Source organism: Pseudoruminococcus sp., assembly GCF_047012705.1.
Taxonomy (GTDB): Bacteria; Bacillota; Clostridia; order Oscillospirales; family Acutalibacteraceae; genus Pseudoruminococcus.
Genome location: NZ_JBKXNW010000004.1, coordinates 178,027 through 193,596 on the forward strand (window position 1 = coordinate 178,027; position 15,570 = coordinate 193,596).

General features: G+C 45.1%; 13 protein-coding genes. 7 read left to right on the forward strand and 6 right to left on the reverse strand.

Annotated features, from left to right (window positions below; genetic code table 11):
* Window positions 1-6: 6 nt before the first annotated feature.
* The 6 genes from ACLU24_RS05535 to ACLU24_RS05560 form a co-directional block, all read right to left on the reverse strand.
* Entirely contained in the window at window positions 7-204 is a 198-nt protein-coding gene (locus ACLU24_RS05535; protein ID WP_412610881.1) for a hypothetical protein, read from the reverse strand.
* A 3-nt stretch (window positions 205-207) separates the two neighbouring features.
* On the reverse strand, window positions 208-849 hold the full coding sequence (locus ACLU24_RS05540) for an MT-A70 family methyltransferase (RefSeq protein WP_412610882.1): 642 nt from the start codon (window positions 847-849) through the stop codon (window positions 208-210).
* Window positions 850-1,276: 427 nt separating this feature from the next.
* Window positions 1,277-2,704, reverse strand: a complete 1,428-nt coding sequence (locus ACLU24_RS05545) for an AAA family ATPase (RefSeq protein ID WP_412610883.1) — start codon at window positions 2,702-2,704, stop codon at window positions 1,277-1,279.
* Between the two features lie 3 nt (window positions 2,705-2,707).
* Window positions 2,708-3,745, reverse strand: coding sequence for a ThiF family adenylyltransferase (locus ACLU24_RS05550; RefSeq protein ID WP_412610885.1), 1,038 nt, complete (start codon window positions 3,743-3,745; stop codon window positions 2,708-2,710).
* Window positions 3,739-4,164 carry a Mov34/MPN/PAD-1 family protein gene (locus tag ACLU24_RS05555; protein ID WP_412610886.1) on the reverse strand — a complete coding sequence of 142 codons (426 nt, stop codon included), beginning with the start codon at window positions 4,162-4,164 and terminating at the stop codon, window positions 3,739-3,741. The genes ACLU24_RS05550 and ACLU24_RS05555 overlap by 7 nt, the downstream gene beginning before the upstream one ends.
* A 472-nt stretch (window positions 4,165-4,636) precedes the next feature.
* Window positions 4,637-4,765 carry a hypothetical protein gene (locus tag ACLU24_RS05560; RefSeq protein WP_412610888.1) on the reverse strand — a complete coding sequence of 43 codons (129 nt, stop codon included), beginning with the start codon at window positions 4,763-4,765 and terminating at the stop codon, window positions 4,637-4,639.
* Between the two features lie 210 nt (window positions 4,766-4,975).
* Here ACLU24_RS05560 and ACLU24_RS05565 point away from each other — a divergent pair, with 210 nt between their 5' ends.
* The 7 genes from ACLU24_RS05565 (at window position 4,976) to ACLU24_RS05595 (ending at window position 15,568) form a co-directional block, all read left to right on the forward strand.
* Window positions 4,976-5,989: a hypothetical protein gene (locus ACLU24_RS05565; RefSeq protein ID WP_412610890.1), complete on the forward strand. Its 1,014-nt coding sequence runs from the start codon at window positions 4,976-4,978 to the stop codon at window positions 5,987-5,989.
* A gap of 146 nt (window positions 5,990-6,135) precedes the next feature.
* Window positions 6,136-6,339 carry a helix-turn-helix domain-containing protein gene (locus ACLU24_RS05570; protein ID WP_412610892.1) on the forward strand — a complete coding sequence of 68 codons (204 nt, stop codon included), beginning with the start codon at window positions 6,136-6,138 and terminating at the stop codon, window positions 6,337-6,339.
* A 59-nt stretch (window positions 6,340-6,398) separates the two neighbouring features.
* Entirely contained in the window at window positions 6,399-8,945 is a 2,547-nt protein-coding gene (locus ACLU24_RS05575; RefSeq protein WP_412610893.1) for a type I restriction-modification system subunit M, read from the forward strand.
* A gap of 2 nt (window positions 8,946-8,947) precedes the next feature.
* A complete protein-coding gene (locus tag ACLU24_RS05580) occupies window positions 8,948-10,132 on the forward strand; it encodes a restriction endonuclease subunit S (protein ID WP_412610894.1) in 1,185 nt (394 codons plus the stop codon).
* 16 nt (window positions 10,133-10,148) lie between these two features.
* Window positions 10,149-13,301, forward strand: coding sequence for a type I restriction endonuclease subunit R (locus ACLU24_RS05585; protein ID WP_412610895.1), 3,153 nt, complete (start codon window positions 10,149-10,151; stop codon window positions 13,299-13,301).
* 59 nt (window positions 13,302-13,360) lie between these two features.
* On the forward strand, window positions 13,361-14,560 hold the full coding sequence (locus ACLU24_RS05590) for a restriction endonuclease subunit S (protein WP_412610897.1): 1,200 nt from the start codon (window positions 13,361-13,363) through the stop codon (window positions 14,558-14,560).
* Between the two features lie 75 nt (window positions 14,561-14,635).
* Window positions 14,636-15,568, forward strand: a complete 933-nt coding sequence (locus tag ACLU24_RS05595; RefSeq protein WP_412610899.1) for a site-specific integrase — start codon at window positions 14,636-14,638, stop codon at window positions 15,566-15,568.
* The last annotated feature ends 2 nt before the right edge of the window (window positions 15,569-15,570 follow it).

Here is a 15,570-nt window from a genome sequence, read left to right on the forward strand (position 1 = left end):
CCTGTTTTACCAGTTGGAGTCGTGCTTCCTCTTCCAGATCCGGTAGGCTATCACGCCTCCAATTACAACTGTAGCAAGTATGACGAGTACCGGCCAAACGCATAGGATATAGCAAACGCCGAGCTTGATGAGGTAAGTTGCGATGACGAAAATGATCGCGGCTTCCAATAACTTTTCCAACAAACGTTTCGGTTGATTTTCCATAGGTCATACATCCTCCTCCATTTCTTTAGGCAAGGTTGCCTTGCTTGAGTATTTCGGAACTGGATAACCCGGAATGTAGATGTCGGATTCGATCTCGTTGCCCCAGACGCTCCAATTATCTCGGCAGTATGTGGTGGGCTGCCTGCGAGAGAAGAGTTCGAGACAAGGCGCTTCGGACATCCGTTCAATGATCGGGAAGAATTCTTCCGGCTTATGACTATGATCCTGACGAACTGCCCTGACGAGTGAAGCTTGATTCCTGCACAGAATTGGCGGCTTTCCCTTCACGCCGAGCAATAATGGTTCATGTGTGTGACGAAGGCGTTGACCAAGTCCGAGATAGTATTTATCCCAAACCATTTCATCGACATACCTGAATCCCCAGGATTCGATAACTTCAATACCTTCCTTCATTAGCCCCGGCGTGACCCAGAGGAAAAGCAAAGCATCGTCTGCGGCAAGATGACCGATTGGCATCTGCTTGATTTGTTCAAGCGTCATTAGATCATAATGCTGAATAGCTCCGAGCTTTCCTTTTTGATGCTTGCTCCATGGCGGGTCTCCATAGATCGTCTTGAACTTGTGGTAGGTTCCCAGCTCCTTCAACTGGTCAATCGTTATTTGTTCTTTATTCGACTTGTTCATTCGGTAATGAATAACCTCCTTCCTTTACGTCGCTTTCAGTGGCAGCAATGACGGCTTTGCGGCAGACATCAAGCGACATGTATTTATATCGTTTCTTACATGCGTGTTTATGAAGACGGCTCCATGGCGGAGTGCAAGACATCGAAATGACGTGATCGGTAGCAAAAGCATTTGGCGAATCAAAAGAATCTCGATTAGTCATGGTGTTTTTTCCTTTCTGTAAATGTGCTGTGACGCATTCCGCATACGGTTGCGCCCCTTGCAGTGATTAAAGCACAAAACATTGTTGACTTGTCCGCAACAGTATGTTGAGATTTGGAGCGACCGGACACCCCGCAACAGAGGTCAAAAGGCCTTTTTGCGTGCGCGTTTTTCGATGCTGTAATCTTGACAATATAGCTGGTTTTATGGTGTTATATAGGGCTTTCTATGCCGGATTCAACTGTGGTTCGGCGAGAGTACCCTCCAGCCGATATTCCCCGCTGTCGGGGCCAGAAACGGCCTGTGTCGCCGAGAAAGTACCAGAGAGGTATCCTTCCGCGATGGTGCGGTAACTGCGCACAGAAAAGCCATCTTTGCCCGCTGCGTTTGCCATCTCTTGGATAATGGCCGGGGCGATATATTTGAGCTTGATGCCATACTCGAAGCCGGTGGTCAGGATAGTCTTCGCGATGATACGAATCTTTGCAGTGTCCGAAAGTGGTTTGAACTCGGCAAAACCAGAAAACCTAGTTGCGATCTCCGGCAGGACCCCGGTTCTTACCAAGGCGCGACGAGCCTTCTCGTTCTGATCGTAGATACGCTGAACCAAAGATTGTTCCGCTTCTTTGGAACCTTCCATATATTCCACATTCACAGCGTCATCCTCGTAGGAAATATCTTTGATGTCTGTACTGGTAGCAAAACCAATAGGTCGCTTATTGACGCTCAGTTCCCCGATAGGACTGTTGGTAGTGAAGATATGGATGGAATGCCTGAAGTCATACTCACGGGTGTGGTCAGGAAGTTCCTTGTTGGAGGCGCATCTGCCTTCGTCCATGATTCCCATGAACAACTTCAAGACCGCCGGATGACTTTTCTCCACTTCGTCCCAGATGAATACCGTATAAGGATTCTCAACTACGGAGTAGAACACTGGCGTTTCGTCATGCCCGATATAGGAGGCTGGAGCACCGGTCAGATTGTGGACAGTATGCGCTTCGGTATAGGTGTTTAAATCGACCCAGACAACACCGTACTTATGGCTGCAGTATCTGGATAAAAGGTCACCGATGGCTTTGGCTAGTTCGGATTTCCCCGTTGCCGGAACGCCATGGAACAGAAGCGTCAATGGCCGTTTGGGGTTGGGCTTGCTGAGATGCGCAGTCAACTGATAAGCAACGATATCCACTGCCAAGTCCTGTCCGATAACAGTTTTACGGAGCTCGTTTCGGATGAAGTCAAAACTTAAGGTTACAACTTCGTCCTTTGGGATAGTAATGGCATCAAAGTCCGTAATGTCGTCCTCTACCGTTACTACCGGTGATGTGTCCGGCGGTTCGTTCACGGATTCATCCGGTAGCTGTTGGCAAAAAGCCTGAAGGTGATCCATAGTATCCGCAACGATCAAGCCGTCTGAGAACAGGCGATTTAGGATCTGGTTGCCTCCTGAGTATGAGATTTTTTCATTGAAGAATAATGCATAGCCCTGTTCGTTCCGATAAAAACCGATGGTCGTGCTTTCCGGTGTGCAATCTGGGTACAAGGAGATGTTGTCGAAGAGGTATGGCTTCAAGAGCGGCAAGCTGTCGATCTTGTGCTTAAGCCATTCAAACTCTTGCGTGGTTACATTGCGAAGATCTGAAAGCTTCTCCATATATCAGACCTCCCTTGTATCAGCTATCTTGTCCTTAAGCGCCAGAAGGTCGCCGGTACCGCCACAGAGCGGACAAGTCTTAAAACCATTGGCCTCATTGTTCGGCACCTGCGGAATCCAGACCGTATCATCAAAGAAGCCATAATCTGGAGTGATGGTTCGATCGAAAACATGCAGGCCCAGATGCTCTCCAGCGAAAGGCGACATCCGCACCTGAACGAAATTTCGATCCGCTACCATGTCCAGCATGTTGCTGTAACGAGAGCGTTCATCCTCGTGGTGCATCAGGAGCATCAAGGCAATCTTACCCTCAATGGAATTCATCCTCAGCGAAGAAAAGAAATCCGAGGCGTTCGACGTGACATCATTCTGAAATCCAGCCTCATAAGCATCGTATCTGCTGCCAAGCGCACATCTGGGGCAGCTATTATTTGTAACGCCGGGATAGCTGAAGTACACCTCGCCACCTTCTCCGCCAGCGTAGAGCTGAGCGGCAAGATAAGGAGTTCCGTACTTCATGGCAAGATTAGCTGTACGAGCCTGGGCTTTAAAAGAATCTGTCAGTCCACAGATTAGGATGTCGGTAGGATGCGTGATGAGCTGTTCACCGATCAGGGACTCGAAGCCTTCGTCAGAAAGGCTGTCATCTAACTTCAGTGAGATTGCAGTTACATTCGCCTGCGGATTTATATCTAAGATGCGTTCTTTGAGAACATTAACTTTTCGTTTGCCAATTTCGGATACCGTCGAATGCTGCGTAGCAACATTCACGTCTTCGACGTAGTCGTGATCCATGAACATGAAGTTGATAAAACCGCATCGCGCCAAGCCCTCATATAAGCCGCGACCACTGCCAACACCTACACCTATAACCATCTTTCGCTTCAAGATCTCCAAAGGAAGTTCGGACTGGATGCGGGCGAACAGATCGGGAATTGGTTCATCTGCAATTTCCTTAGCTATGGTCGGGGGCGTATGGGACTTTAGCGTAATCTCGCTTACGTGGCCGTCTTTTGTGATGTGATAGGTATTTACTAACATGCTTTTTGCCTCCTTTCGTGTTCAGGCTGAACGATGAGGATATAGAACTCAGGAAGATCTAAGGCTTCCATGATCCTTTGGGCATACTTTACGTCTGCACTAGAGGGTCGGGTATATCCTTCTGGGTGTGAATGTACATTGCCAATCAGGCGAACTCCGGCTTTGTTCCATTCCTTGAGCTTCCGGTTTACAGCCGCGACATTGGGCGTATAGGTAGCTGCTGAGGTCTCTGCAGTGTGGTCGAAGTAGAAATGATCAATAGTTTTGCCGTCGCTCGTCCCGAGGAAGCCACCGGTTTCTGCAGGAAGACTGCCAATGGTTATTTCGATCCGATTGGCTACTTCGTCCGTAATGCAAAGACAAGGCGGAATCGGCGGTTTAGGCGGCTTGGGTTTTATGAATGGGATTATTTTAAACATGTGTTGCTCCTTTCAGTTTTTTAGATCAGATACGATTTGATTGAAACTTCTGTACTCATCTGGCTTGACATATAGCGCCGTGGCGTCTGCCCAGAGAGAAGCAACGGCTTTAGCCTGATCGAAGGTTTCGATTGTCCCTGCCCAGCAGATGTACGGGTATGTATCTCGGAAGTCGTGTAACCAATGCGCGTAATGCGAGCTGTGGTCATGGGAGCCGTAGTCTATCTTATTGATTATGTAGATCCGCCATCCTTCATCCTGCGAAAGATGCCAGAACACAAAATCAAAGGTCAGAGAGTCGTCACTGCTCCGATACTGTAGTCGCTCATACGGGCGTCTCTGGCGTAGTAGCCTCGGAATGCGTAGCATGCATTTCCTCCTTTCGAAGAGTGGGAGGGAGTCTCGAGTCGAAACTGAGACTCCCTCAGTTGGGGATCAAGAACAGAGCCCCGAAGAGATTGGCTGGTTAGGTTTAGCAGAAAGTGCCAGCCGGGAGTTCCTGACCTTCGCGACCGCCGCAGAAAGTGCCGGCTGGAAGCTCCTGACCTTCACGGCCACCCTGAAATGTTCCTTCAGGAATAGACAGATAGAACTTCGTCATACGTATTCACCTCCTCTCTAGTGGATTGAAGAAAAGCGAGAAAAATGCTATAATATAGGCACTTTCGAGGCTCTTAACCTCTGGCTTTTCTTTCTGGGCATATTCTCTCATAGCTGTCACAAAACAGGGTTGATACATAGTTGCCAGAAATGTTGCGGTGGAATTGCCGAAAAAGTTGTTAGAAAGTTGTACGAAGGGTGGCAATATGAAATGGCAAAGGATAAGAAGCCGGAGGATTTCAGAAAACTGACATTTGAAGCGTTCGAGCATACCGTAAGACCTAGGTGTCATGGGTATATTAGTTATAAAGATGAGTATGGCAATGAACGACGTAAGAGTGCACATTACAGAAGTATCTTTGATATGTATGTCCTGCTTCGTGCGGGGTACTCTGATGAGGACTGGCTAGCATTTTCTTATGGCCGAACTGTAGATAATACCAAAGCTATGCTTTCGCACATGCGCGACGGTAAAGAAATAGCGCAGTCGATTATTGATATCTATCTAAAAGATGGCGTGGAAGGGAGAATTAGGTTATTCTTTGAAAGAAATCTTTTACCAATTCTTTCGTTAGAAAATCGAAGAGTCCTTAAGGATGACTTATTTGGAATAATTGAGAGAGATCTTACTTTACCCGGTGAGGATTACTATAAACTTTGGGAGCTCTACAAACAGAAGGATGAGTTTGCGGCATTTATATCAAAAGCCTATCTCGTTGCAGTACTTCGTCAGACTATGCCATTTAGTGTAGTGCCTAGTCGGTTTATGTATGAGAATGATGACTTACTACCTGAGATGGCTACATATATTCAGCTAGTGTGCGAAAACGGTTTTCAGATTGCGCCGTTTGAAGAGATGGTTAATATGCTTGCCCGTGAGATATCAGAGAAGCAAGATATGGGACCGGAATATAGGAAGTTGCAATGGAATATGGTCTCATTTTGGAAAACAGTGCATGAATTTGTGGATCGGGAACAGCTAAGCGCTGATCTTCGAAAAAAATACGATGATATTCGATACAGAGCGTACCTTGGCGAATTGTCTTACTTTATCCAAGAGACTGGGGTAGCGGCAGAAAAGATGCTGGAGCGATATGACCTAAAAAGTGAACTTATTGTCAATTACGCACGCTACGGCAAAGCAGATTCTTGGAAGATTTCTTTCATAAACAATGTGTCAGATGAGGATCTTAAAGGAAATCGACGAGAGACGAAAAGCAGATAAAAAGCAAAATGCCACAACCGACCTTGGTTGTGGCAAAATTTTGGCAACTAATGTTCTCGAACGATAACAAATAATTGAAAATCCGGACTCGAAGTGATATAATAAACGTTAGCAGTTTACTGAGAAGAATCAGAGAGGTCATGATTATGAATGTAAGCTACAAAAAGCTATGGAAGCTACTTATAGATCGAGATTTGAAAAAGAAAGATCTCGAAGAAATGGCCGGTGTAAGTCACTATGTAATAAACAAGCTTACGCACGGTGATAACGTTACGACGGATGTTTTGGGGCGAATATGTAAGGCCCTTGATTGTTCGTTAGATGACATCATGGAGTTTGTAGATGATTAGGCCGGAGCCTGTCTCTCTTAATGCTATACTAAATACAGTGATTGAAAGGAAAATGGTTCATGAATAAGCAACAGCTTGCTTCGAAAATTTGGGAGTCCGCTAATAAGCTCCGTTCTAAAATTGAGGCTAATGAGTATAAAGATTATATTCTTGGTTTTATTTTCTATAAGTTCCTGTCGGACAAAGAGGAACAGCTTCTCCGAAAGGATGGCTGGGAGGCCGAAGACCTAAAAGAGCTTACAGAGGAAGATGCTGATACAGTTGGATACTGCCGTCGTCAGCTTGGCTACTTCATTTCCTACGATAATCTTTTCTCTACTTGGCTCCATAAAGGCAAAGACTTTGATGTTTCTAATGTTACTGATGCCCTTTCCGCCTTTAATCGCTTGATTGATCCAAAGCATAAAAAGGTCTTCGAGAAGATTTTCGATACTCTTGATACTGGACTTACAAAGCTTGGTGATACCTCCGGAGCACGAACCAAAGCAATCAGCAATTTACTTCAGCTTATTAAAGATATTCCAATGGATGGCAAAGAGGATTATGACGTTCTTGGTTTTATCTATGAATATTTGATTAGCAACTTTGCGGCTAATGCTGGTAAAAAGGCCGGTGAGTTCTATACCCCGCACGAGGTCTCCCTGCTAATGTCCGAGATCGTGGCGGATCATCTTAGCGATCGCGACAAAATTGAGATTTACGACCCGACGAGCGGTTCAGGCTCGTTGCTTATCAATATTGGTCAGAGCGCCGCAAAGCATATGGGAAGCAAGGACAATATCAAGTATTATGCTCAGGAGCTTAAAGAAAACACCTATAACCTTACCCGTATGAACTTGGTCATGCGTGGTATTCTTCCGGACAATATCGTAACGCGTAATGGCGACACGCTCGAAGAGGACTGGCCGTTCTTTGATGAAGAGCATGTTTATTCCCCACTGTACGTTGACGCTGTAGTCTCGAATCCGCCGTATTCTCAGCATTGGGAGCCGACTGAGGATAAGAAGCATGATCCTCGTTATGCCAATTATGGCATGGCTCCTAAGAGTAAAGCAGATTACGCATTCTTGCTCCACGACCTGTTTCATCTTAAACCGGATGGCATCATGACGATTGTCTTACCTCACGGTGTTTTATTCCGTGGAGGTGAGGAAGGCGATATTCGTCGCAACTTGATTGAGAAGAACAATATCGATGCCATCATTGGCCTTCCTGCTAACATTTTCTTCGGCACCGGTATCCCGACGATTATTATGGTACTGAAGCAGAAGCGCACGAATACGGATGTTCTTATTGTTGATGCTTCAAAGCACTTCGAGAAAGTCGGTAAGAACAACAAGCTTCGCGCATCGGATATCAAGCGCATCGTTGATGTTGTCACTCAGCGCAAGAGCGTTGAGAAGTTTTCTCGTGTGGTTACCCGTGATGAGATTCGCCAGAATGATTACAACTTAAACATCCCGCGCTATGTTGATTCCTCTGAAGCTGCAGAGTCCTGGGATATTCTCGCGACTATGTCCGGTGGTATTCCTAATGCCGAAATTGATGCGCTTCATGAGTATTGGGAGGCATTTCCAAATCTTCGTAAAGAGATTTTCCATTCTGACGGAACTCCTTATTCTACACTTGCGGTTGATGATGTCGCGGCTGCGATTAAGAACAGTGGCGACGTGAAAGCATTTACGGATGGATTTAGTGGTGTTTTCGGTGACTTTTCTAAATATCTGCGCGAGAAGATAATCAATAATCTACATAGTATGGAGATAACGACGAATGAGGAAGAAATCAGTAGCAATATCTTTGGTAGACTTGCGACTGTCCCGCTTGTAGACAGATATGAGGCTTATCAGTTGCTTGATGGTTCTTGGTCAGTTATCTCTTCCGACCTTGAAACAATTCAACGTGATGGTTTTTCGGCTACAAAAGCCGTAGATCCGAACATGGTATTGAAGAAAAAAGGCGGTACTGAGGAGGAAGTTCAGGAAGGCTGGGTTGGCCGCATTATTCCTTTTGAACTGGCACAGAAAGAATTCCTATATGCAGAGTTGGCTGCATTAAAGGCTCATGAGGATAGACTTACCGAGATAGCATCCTCTTATGAAGAAGAGCTTGATGGTCTTTCGGAAGAGGATAAAGAGGCCGAATTCGTCAATGAAGATAAGACCGCTTTTGTATGGCCGGAAGTAAAGAAGGCTATTAAAGCGAAAGAGGTAGAACCGGAAGTCTTAGCTGTTCTGAAAAAAGTTGCGGCTATGAACGACGAGGAGAAAACGCTCAAGAAGCAGATTAAAGATGAGGGCACGCAACTTCATCAGAAGACGAAAGAAACCATTGAATCGCTTACCGATGAACAGGTACTCACTTTGCTGGAGCATAAATGGATAACCCCGCTTGTGAATGCGCTAAATGGTCTGCCAAAGGCGGTCGTAGATGCAATGGCGAAGAAGGTTGCGGATTTGGCTCAGAAATATGCTACCACCCTCAACGATCTGGAGTCTGAAATAGAGCGTACAGAAAAGGAATTTAGTTCCATGCTTGATAATTTGACTGGCTCCGAGTTTGACATGAAGGGATTAGCTGAGCTCAAAAACCTGCTGAGGGGGTGAAAATGATGGCTGAAAATAAAAACATTCCTGAGATTCGCTTTGCCGGATTCACTGACCCTTGGGAACAGCGTAAGGTTGCAGAGATGTTCAAAATTACGCGTGGATATGTACTTGCTGCGCCGTTAACAGACGAGAATCCATCCGATGCTAAACCTTACCCCGTATATTCATCTCAGACAAAAGATAATGGCCTGATGGGCTACTATAAAGATTATTTGTATGAGGATGCGATTACGTGGACGACTGACGGCGCAAATGCCGGAACAGTCAACTACAGGAGCGGAAAGTTCTATTGCACCAATGTTTGTGGCGTTTTGTTGGCCGATAAGGTTACGCCAAACCAAATGATTGCAGAAGCGTTGAATAATGTAGCGAAAGGTCATGTTTCTTATGTTGGCAACCCTAAACTCATGAATAACGTCATGGCCGAAATCACTATTTCATTGCCAACGAGTGAGAAAGAACGGGAGGCTATATCTGCATTCTTCGACCAAATTGATAACCTTATCACCCTTCATCAGCGTAAGTATGATCGCCTGAAAAATGTCAAAAAGTCTATGCTTGAAAAAATGTTTCCGCGTGATGGCCATGATGTCCCGGAAATTAGATTTGCTGGTTTTACTGACGCTTGGGAACAGCGTAAGCTTGACGAATTCGTTTCATTTTTCAGCGGCCTGACATATTCACCGGCGGACATCCGTCCAGCTGGGACTCTTGTCCTTAGATCCTCGAATGTAAAAGACGGCGAAGTTGTCGATGCGGACAACGTCTATGTCAACCCAACAGTTGTTAATTCCGAAAATGTTCGAGACGGAGATATTATCGTTGTTGTTCGAAACGGATCGCGTGCTCTAATTGGAAAACACGCTGAAATAAAGGGGTTTAAGCCTAATACGGTCATTGGAGCGTTCATGACGGGAATCCGTTCGGAGCATCCTTCATTTTTGAATGCCTTACTAAATACGCCCCGATTTGACAAAGAAGTCGAGATGAACATGGGTGCCACGATTAATCAGATTACTGGATACATGTTCTCGAAAATGGAGTTTATGGTTCCGTCTTCGGATGAGCAAGATATTATTGGAGACTATTTCAAGAAACTCGACAACCTTATCACCCTTCATCAGCGTAAGTATGAAAAGCTCAAACAGATAAAGAAATCTATGCTTGAGAAGATGTTTGTATAATAGGAGTAGGAGCAATATGGTATTTGAATCGGAATTAGATTTTGAAAACGCATTGATTCAGAGACTGGCTAACGCTGGCTGGGTGAACCATGCCACTGGTCAGCCCGAGATTTTGCGCTATAAAACAGAAAAAGACCTAATCCGAAACTGGGCGGACATTCTTTTCGAGAATAACAACAGTCAAGACCGTTTGAATGATGCCCCGCTTACGGATGGCGAAATGCAGCAGATTATGGAGCAAATAAAGAATCTGCGCACACCGGTCAAGCTGAATGGCTTCATTAATGGCAAAACCGTTATTGTAAAGCGTGATAATCCTGCTGATCAATTACACTTTGGCCATGAGGTGAGCTTGAAGATATATGATCGTCAAGAGATTGCCGGAGGTCAGAGTCGCTATCAGATTGCGGAACAGCCAGTTTTCCCTGCTAAGAATCCGATTTTGAATAGCCGTCGTGGGGATTTTGTATTGCTGATTAACGGTATGCCAGTTATTCATGTAGAGCTCAAAAAGAGCGGCATTCCGGTCAGTCAGGCATGCTACCAGATTGAAAAATACGCCCACGAAGGTGTGTTTACTGGCTTGTTCTCGCTCGTCCAGATCTTTGTCGCTATGACGCCGGAGGAAACAATCTACTTTGCGAATCCTGGCCCTGACGGAAAGTTTAATCAGGATTATTATTTCCACTGGGCAGATTTTAATAATGAGCCTGTCAATGAATGGGATAAAATTGCAGCAAATTTGCTGTCTATTCCAATGGCGCATCAGATGATTGGTTTCTATACCGTGGCGGATAATACCGATGAGACACTGAAGGTTATGCGCAGCTACCAGTATTATGCTGCATCTGCGATTTCTCAGGCCGTTGCAAAGCGTAAATGGTCGGAACCTGGTCAGCGTGGTGGATATATCTGGCATACGACCGGCTCCGGAAAGACGATGACGTCCTTTAAGTCTGCACAGCTCATTGCAAATTCCGGTGATGCGGACAAGGTCGTATTCCTGATGGATCGTATTGAGCTTGGTACGCAGTCGCTTCAGGAGTATCGCGGTTTTGCTGACGACTCGGATTCCGTGCAGGCCACGGAAAATACCGGTGTGCTGGTTACGAAGCTGAAAAGTAGCGATCCAGCAAATACTCTGATCGTAACTTCCATCCAGAAGATGAGCCGCGTTATGGAGGAAGGCGGTTACAAAGCTAAGGATATTGAAATCATTAATCGAAAGCGTCTTGTATTCATTGTCGATGAATGCCATCGCGATACTTTTGGCGATATGTTACTTAATATCAAGAATACATTCCCGAACGCGATGTTCTTTGGTTTTACCGGTACGCCAATCCATGACGAAAACAAGAAGAAAATGAACACTACAACGGACGTCTTTGGTAACGAGCTTCATCGCTATTCGATTGCTGACGGCATTCGTGACAAGAATGTTCTTGGATTCGACCCGACCATGGTCATGACCTATGCGGATAAGGAGCTTCGTGAAGCTGTAGCATTGGATAAGGCTAAAGCAGAAACAGTAGCAGAAGTCTTTTCTGACCCCAAGAAAGAAGAAATCTACTATACCTATACGGATCCGACGAAGGTTCCAATGGCTGGATATCGTGGAGATGACGGCAAGTATGTCCGTGGCATAGAGGATGATTTGCCAAAAGCGCAATATGATCGCGACGAACATCGGAAAGCCGTAATTGAAGATATACGTAGTAACTGGATTCGGTTGAGTCATAACGGAAAATTCCATGCTATTTTTGCAACGAGTAGCATTCCGGAGGCAATCAAATATTATCGTATGTTCAGGCAGATTGCTCCGGAGCTGAAGGTCGCTCCGCTGTTTGACCCGAATATAGACAACAATCCGGGCGCAATTTTCAAAGAAGATGGCCTTGTTGAGATACTGACCGATTACAATGCTACTTATGGAACGACCTTTACGATTCCAACCTTTACGGCCTATAAGAAAGACTTATCTTTGCGGCTGGCACATAAGTCTCCATATACCGGCATAGTAAAAGATCGCTCGAAACAGATTGATCTTTTGATTGTCGTAGATCAGATGCTAACAGGCTTTGACTCAAAGTGGGTGAACACACTTTATTTAGACAAAGTTCTCCGCTATGAGGGATTAATTCAGGCATTTTCACGTACTAACCGCCTGTTTGATCCAGCAGAAAAGCCATTCGGCATCATTCGTTATTATAGAAAGCCGCATACAATGGAGCGGAATGTGGAGGAGGCGTTTAAGCTATATTCCGGTGACCGTCCATATGGTATATTCGTCAGCAAACTTGGAGATAACCTCAAAAAGATGAATGGCGTTTATGACGATATCGTTTCTCTGTTCAAATCTTCTGGATTAGATGATTTTGAGAAGCTACCGGACGACAAGGCTGCGCGTGGACAGTTTGCGAAGCTATTCAAGGAATTCAATACGTATTTGGAATCGGCGTCTATTCAGGGATTCACTTGGGATAATCTTGAATATAAGGTCGAAACCGAAGATGGAAAAACTGAAAAGATCAGAGTTAATGTTGACGAGACGGCATTCCTATCTATGGCACTTCGTTACAAGGAACTCTTTGTCCCTGGTGACGAACCGGGCGGTGATACCGGAGAAGATCTGCCTTATGAGATTGACCCCCATCTTACGGAGATCAATACCGGAGCTATTGACCGTAACTACATGGAAACACGTTTCCGTAAATACCTCAAACAATTGCAGGACGGCGTAGAGGCAACCGCCGCATTGCAGGAACTGCGCAAGTCATTTGCTGTGCTTTCGCAAGAACAGCAGAAGTATGCGCGGATCTTCCTCACGGATGTTCAGCAAGGAAATATTGTTGTCGAAGATGACAAGACATTAATTGACTATATTAACCAATACCAGTCTGAAGCGCACAATGACAGGATTCATCGTTTCGCGGTAGCTATTGGCGTCGATGAAGTGATGCTCCGTGATTTTATGGATCGTGGTGTGTCGATGGATGAATTGAATGCCTTTGGACGCTTTGACCGGCTGAAAGACTCTGTCGATAGAGATGTTGCCAAAGCATATTTCGAAGAAGCGGAAGGTAAGCCGATTAAGGCATTTCGCGTGCCGGCGATGATTGACAAGATTCTGAGGCTATTCATTTCAAGCGGTGGTTTCGATGTAGATTAAACGTCTTCCCTGGCAATAATCTAAAAGAGGGCTTGCCGTATGCTACAATAAAGTAGTATATGACAAGCCCTCAAACGTTAGTTCCTGAAATTCGCTTTGAGGGTTTTTCTAGCGCTTGGAACCGATGTAGCGTGGGCGATGTTGCGAGTGTCTTAGGTGGCAATGCATGGAAGTCATCCGAATATGCGGACGATGGTGATTATCTCGTTGTGACGATTGCAAACGTTTCTGGAGAAGTATATATCGATGATACTATTGGGAATCATATCTCATGTGAATCTCCTAATGGGTATCTTCTACATGAGGAGGACATTCTTGTTTCTTTGACAGGGAATGTTGGGCGTGTGTCAAAAATGTCGAATACTAGTGGATTACTCAATCAGCGTGTCGGGAAAGTTATACCGAATCAGTCCAATATAACTCCTGATTATCTGTTCCATGCTCTCAGAAACCCGATTTTTGAAAAGGCCATGATTGAGGCTGGACAAGGCGCAGCGCAGAAGAATATTAGTAATAAAGATATATTGGCATATTCATTAGTTGCACCGTCTGAAGTGAAGGAACAAATAGACATTGCAAATTTCTTGAATTCAATCGATTGCCTTATAAATCTCTATCAGCGAAAGTATGACCGACTGAAAAATGTCAAAAAGTCTATGCTTGAAAAAATGTTTCCGCGTGATGGTGCTAATGTTCCGGAAATTCGATTTACTGGTTTTACTGACGCTTGGGAACAGCGTAAGCTAGGTGATGTTTGCCAAGTGACTATGGGGCAGTCTCCTGACGGCTCTACATATAGTGATACACCGTCCGATTATATTTTGGTTCAAGGCAATGCCGACTTAAAGGATGGATGGGTTTCTCCAAGAATTTGGACGACACAGAAAACGAAGACCGCAGAGGCTGGAGACTTGATTATGAGTGTCCGCGCACCTGCCGGTTCTATGGGAAAGACCTCTTATAATGTGGTTCTTGGACGTGGTGTTGCCGGTATTAAAGGCAATGAGTTCATATATCAGTCGCTCGTAAAAATGGACTCGGATGGTTACTGGAAGAAACTTGCAGCCGGGTCGACATTTGAGTCAATTAACTCCGATGTAGTCAATGGCGCAGAGCTAATGGTGCCACAAGATATTGATGAACAAAACAAAATCGGCGATTACTTCGCTTCAATCGACGCCCTTATCACCCTTCATCAGCGTAAGTGCGATAAATTGAAAGATCTTAAGAATTCCTTGCTGCAAAAGATGTTTGTATAATATTGCGGCCTATTACCCTTATGTTTTGCTTTTCATCAGCGTAGGCGTATTTTTTGTGCAAGGAGGACAAGTAATATGTCGAAAAAACAGTCGTCAGACGACCTGTTCTGTGATTTTTATGCTGAATGGGTCAAAGTTTACAAAGAGGGAGCGGTTAGGCCAATTACGCTCAACAAATACAATATGGCACATTCATGGATCTGCAAGCTGGCTCCAGATTTGAAGCTGGGTGATCTTGATCGGATTAGGTATCAGGAAATCATCAATGCGTATGCCGAGAAACATGAGCGGCAGACTACGATGGACTTTCATCATCTCATCAAAGGTGCGATTCTTGATGCCGTTGATGAGGGACTTATCGAACGCGATCCTACGAGGAAAGCGATCATTAAGGGTAAAGCTCCGACTCCAAAGAAGATCAAGTATTTAAACCAGTACGAACTTCATACCTTACTGTCCGGCCTTAGTTTAAAAGACAGTATTAACTGGGATTATTTTATCCTCCTCGTCGCGAAAACGGGAATGCGTTTCTCGGAAGCACTTGCTCTGACGCCGGAGGATTTTGATTTCGCGCATCAGACGCTCACGATCAATAAGACATGGGACTATAAGGGGTCTGGCGGATTTCTACCGACGAAGAATAAGTCGTCAGTTAGGAAAATACAGATCGATTGGCAGACAGTTATTCAGTTTTCAGAACTCGTGCGCGGCTTACCGAAAGATAAGCCGATTTTTGTCTGCGATGATAAGGATGTCTATAATTCTACAGTAAATGGGATCCTCGAACGCCATTGCTCCACAATGGGGCTTCCAGTGATATCTGTACATGGTTTGCGTCATACGCACGCATCACTGCTGCTATTCGCGGGTGTTTCAATAGCCAGTGTTGCCCGAAGGTTGGGGCATGCAAGTATGACTACAACGCAGAAGACTTACTTGCATATTATTCAGGAACTCGAGAATCAGGATATCGACCTTGTAATGAAGTCGATGGCGACCCTAAATTAGTT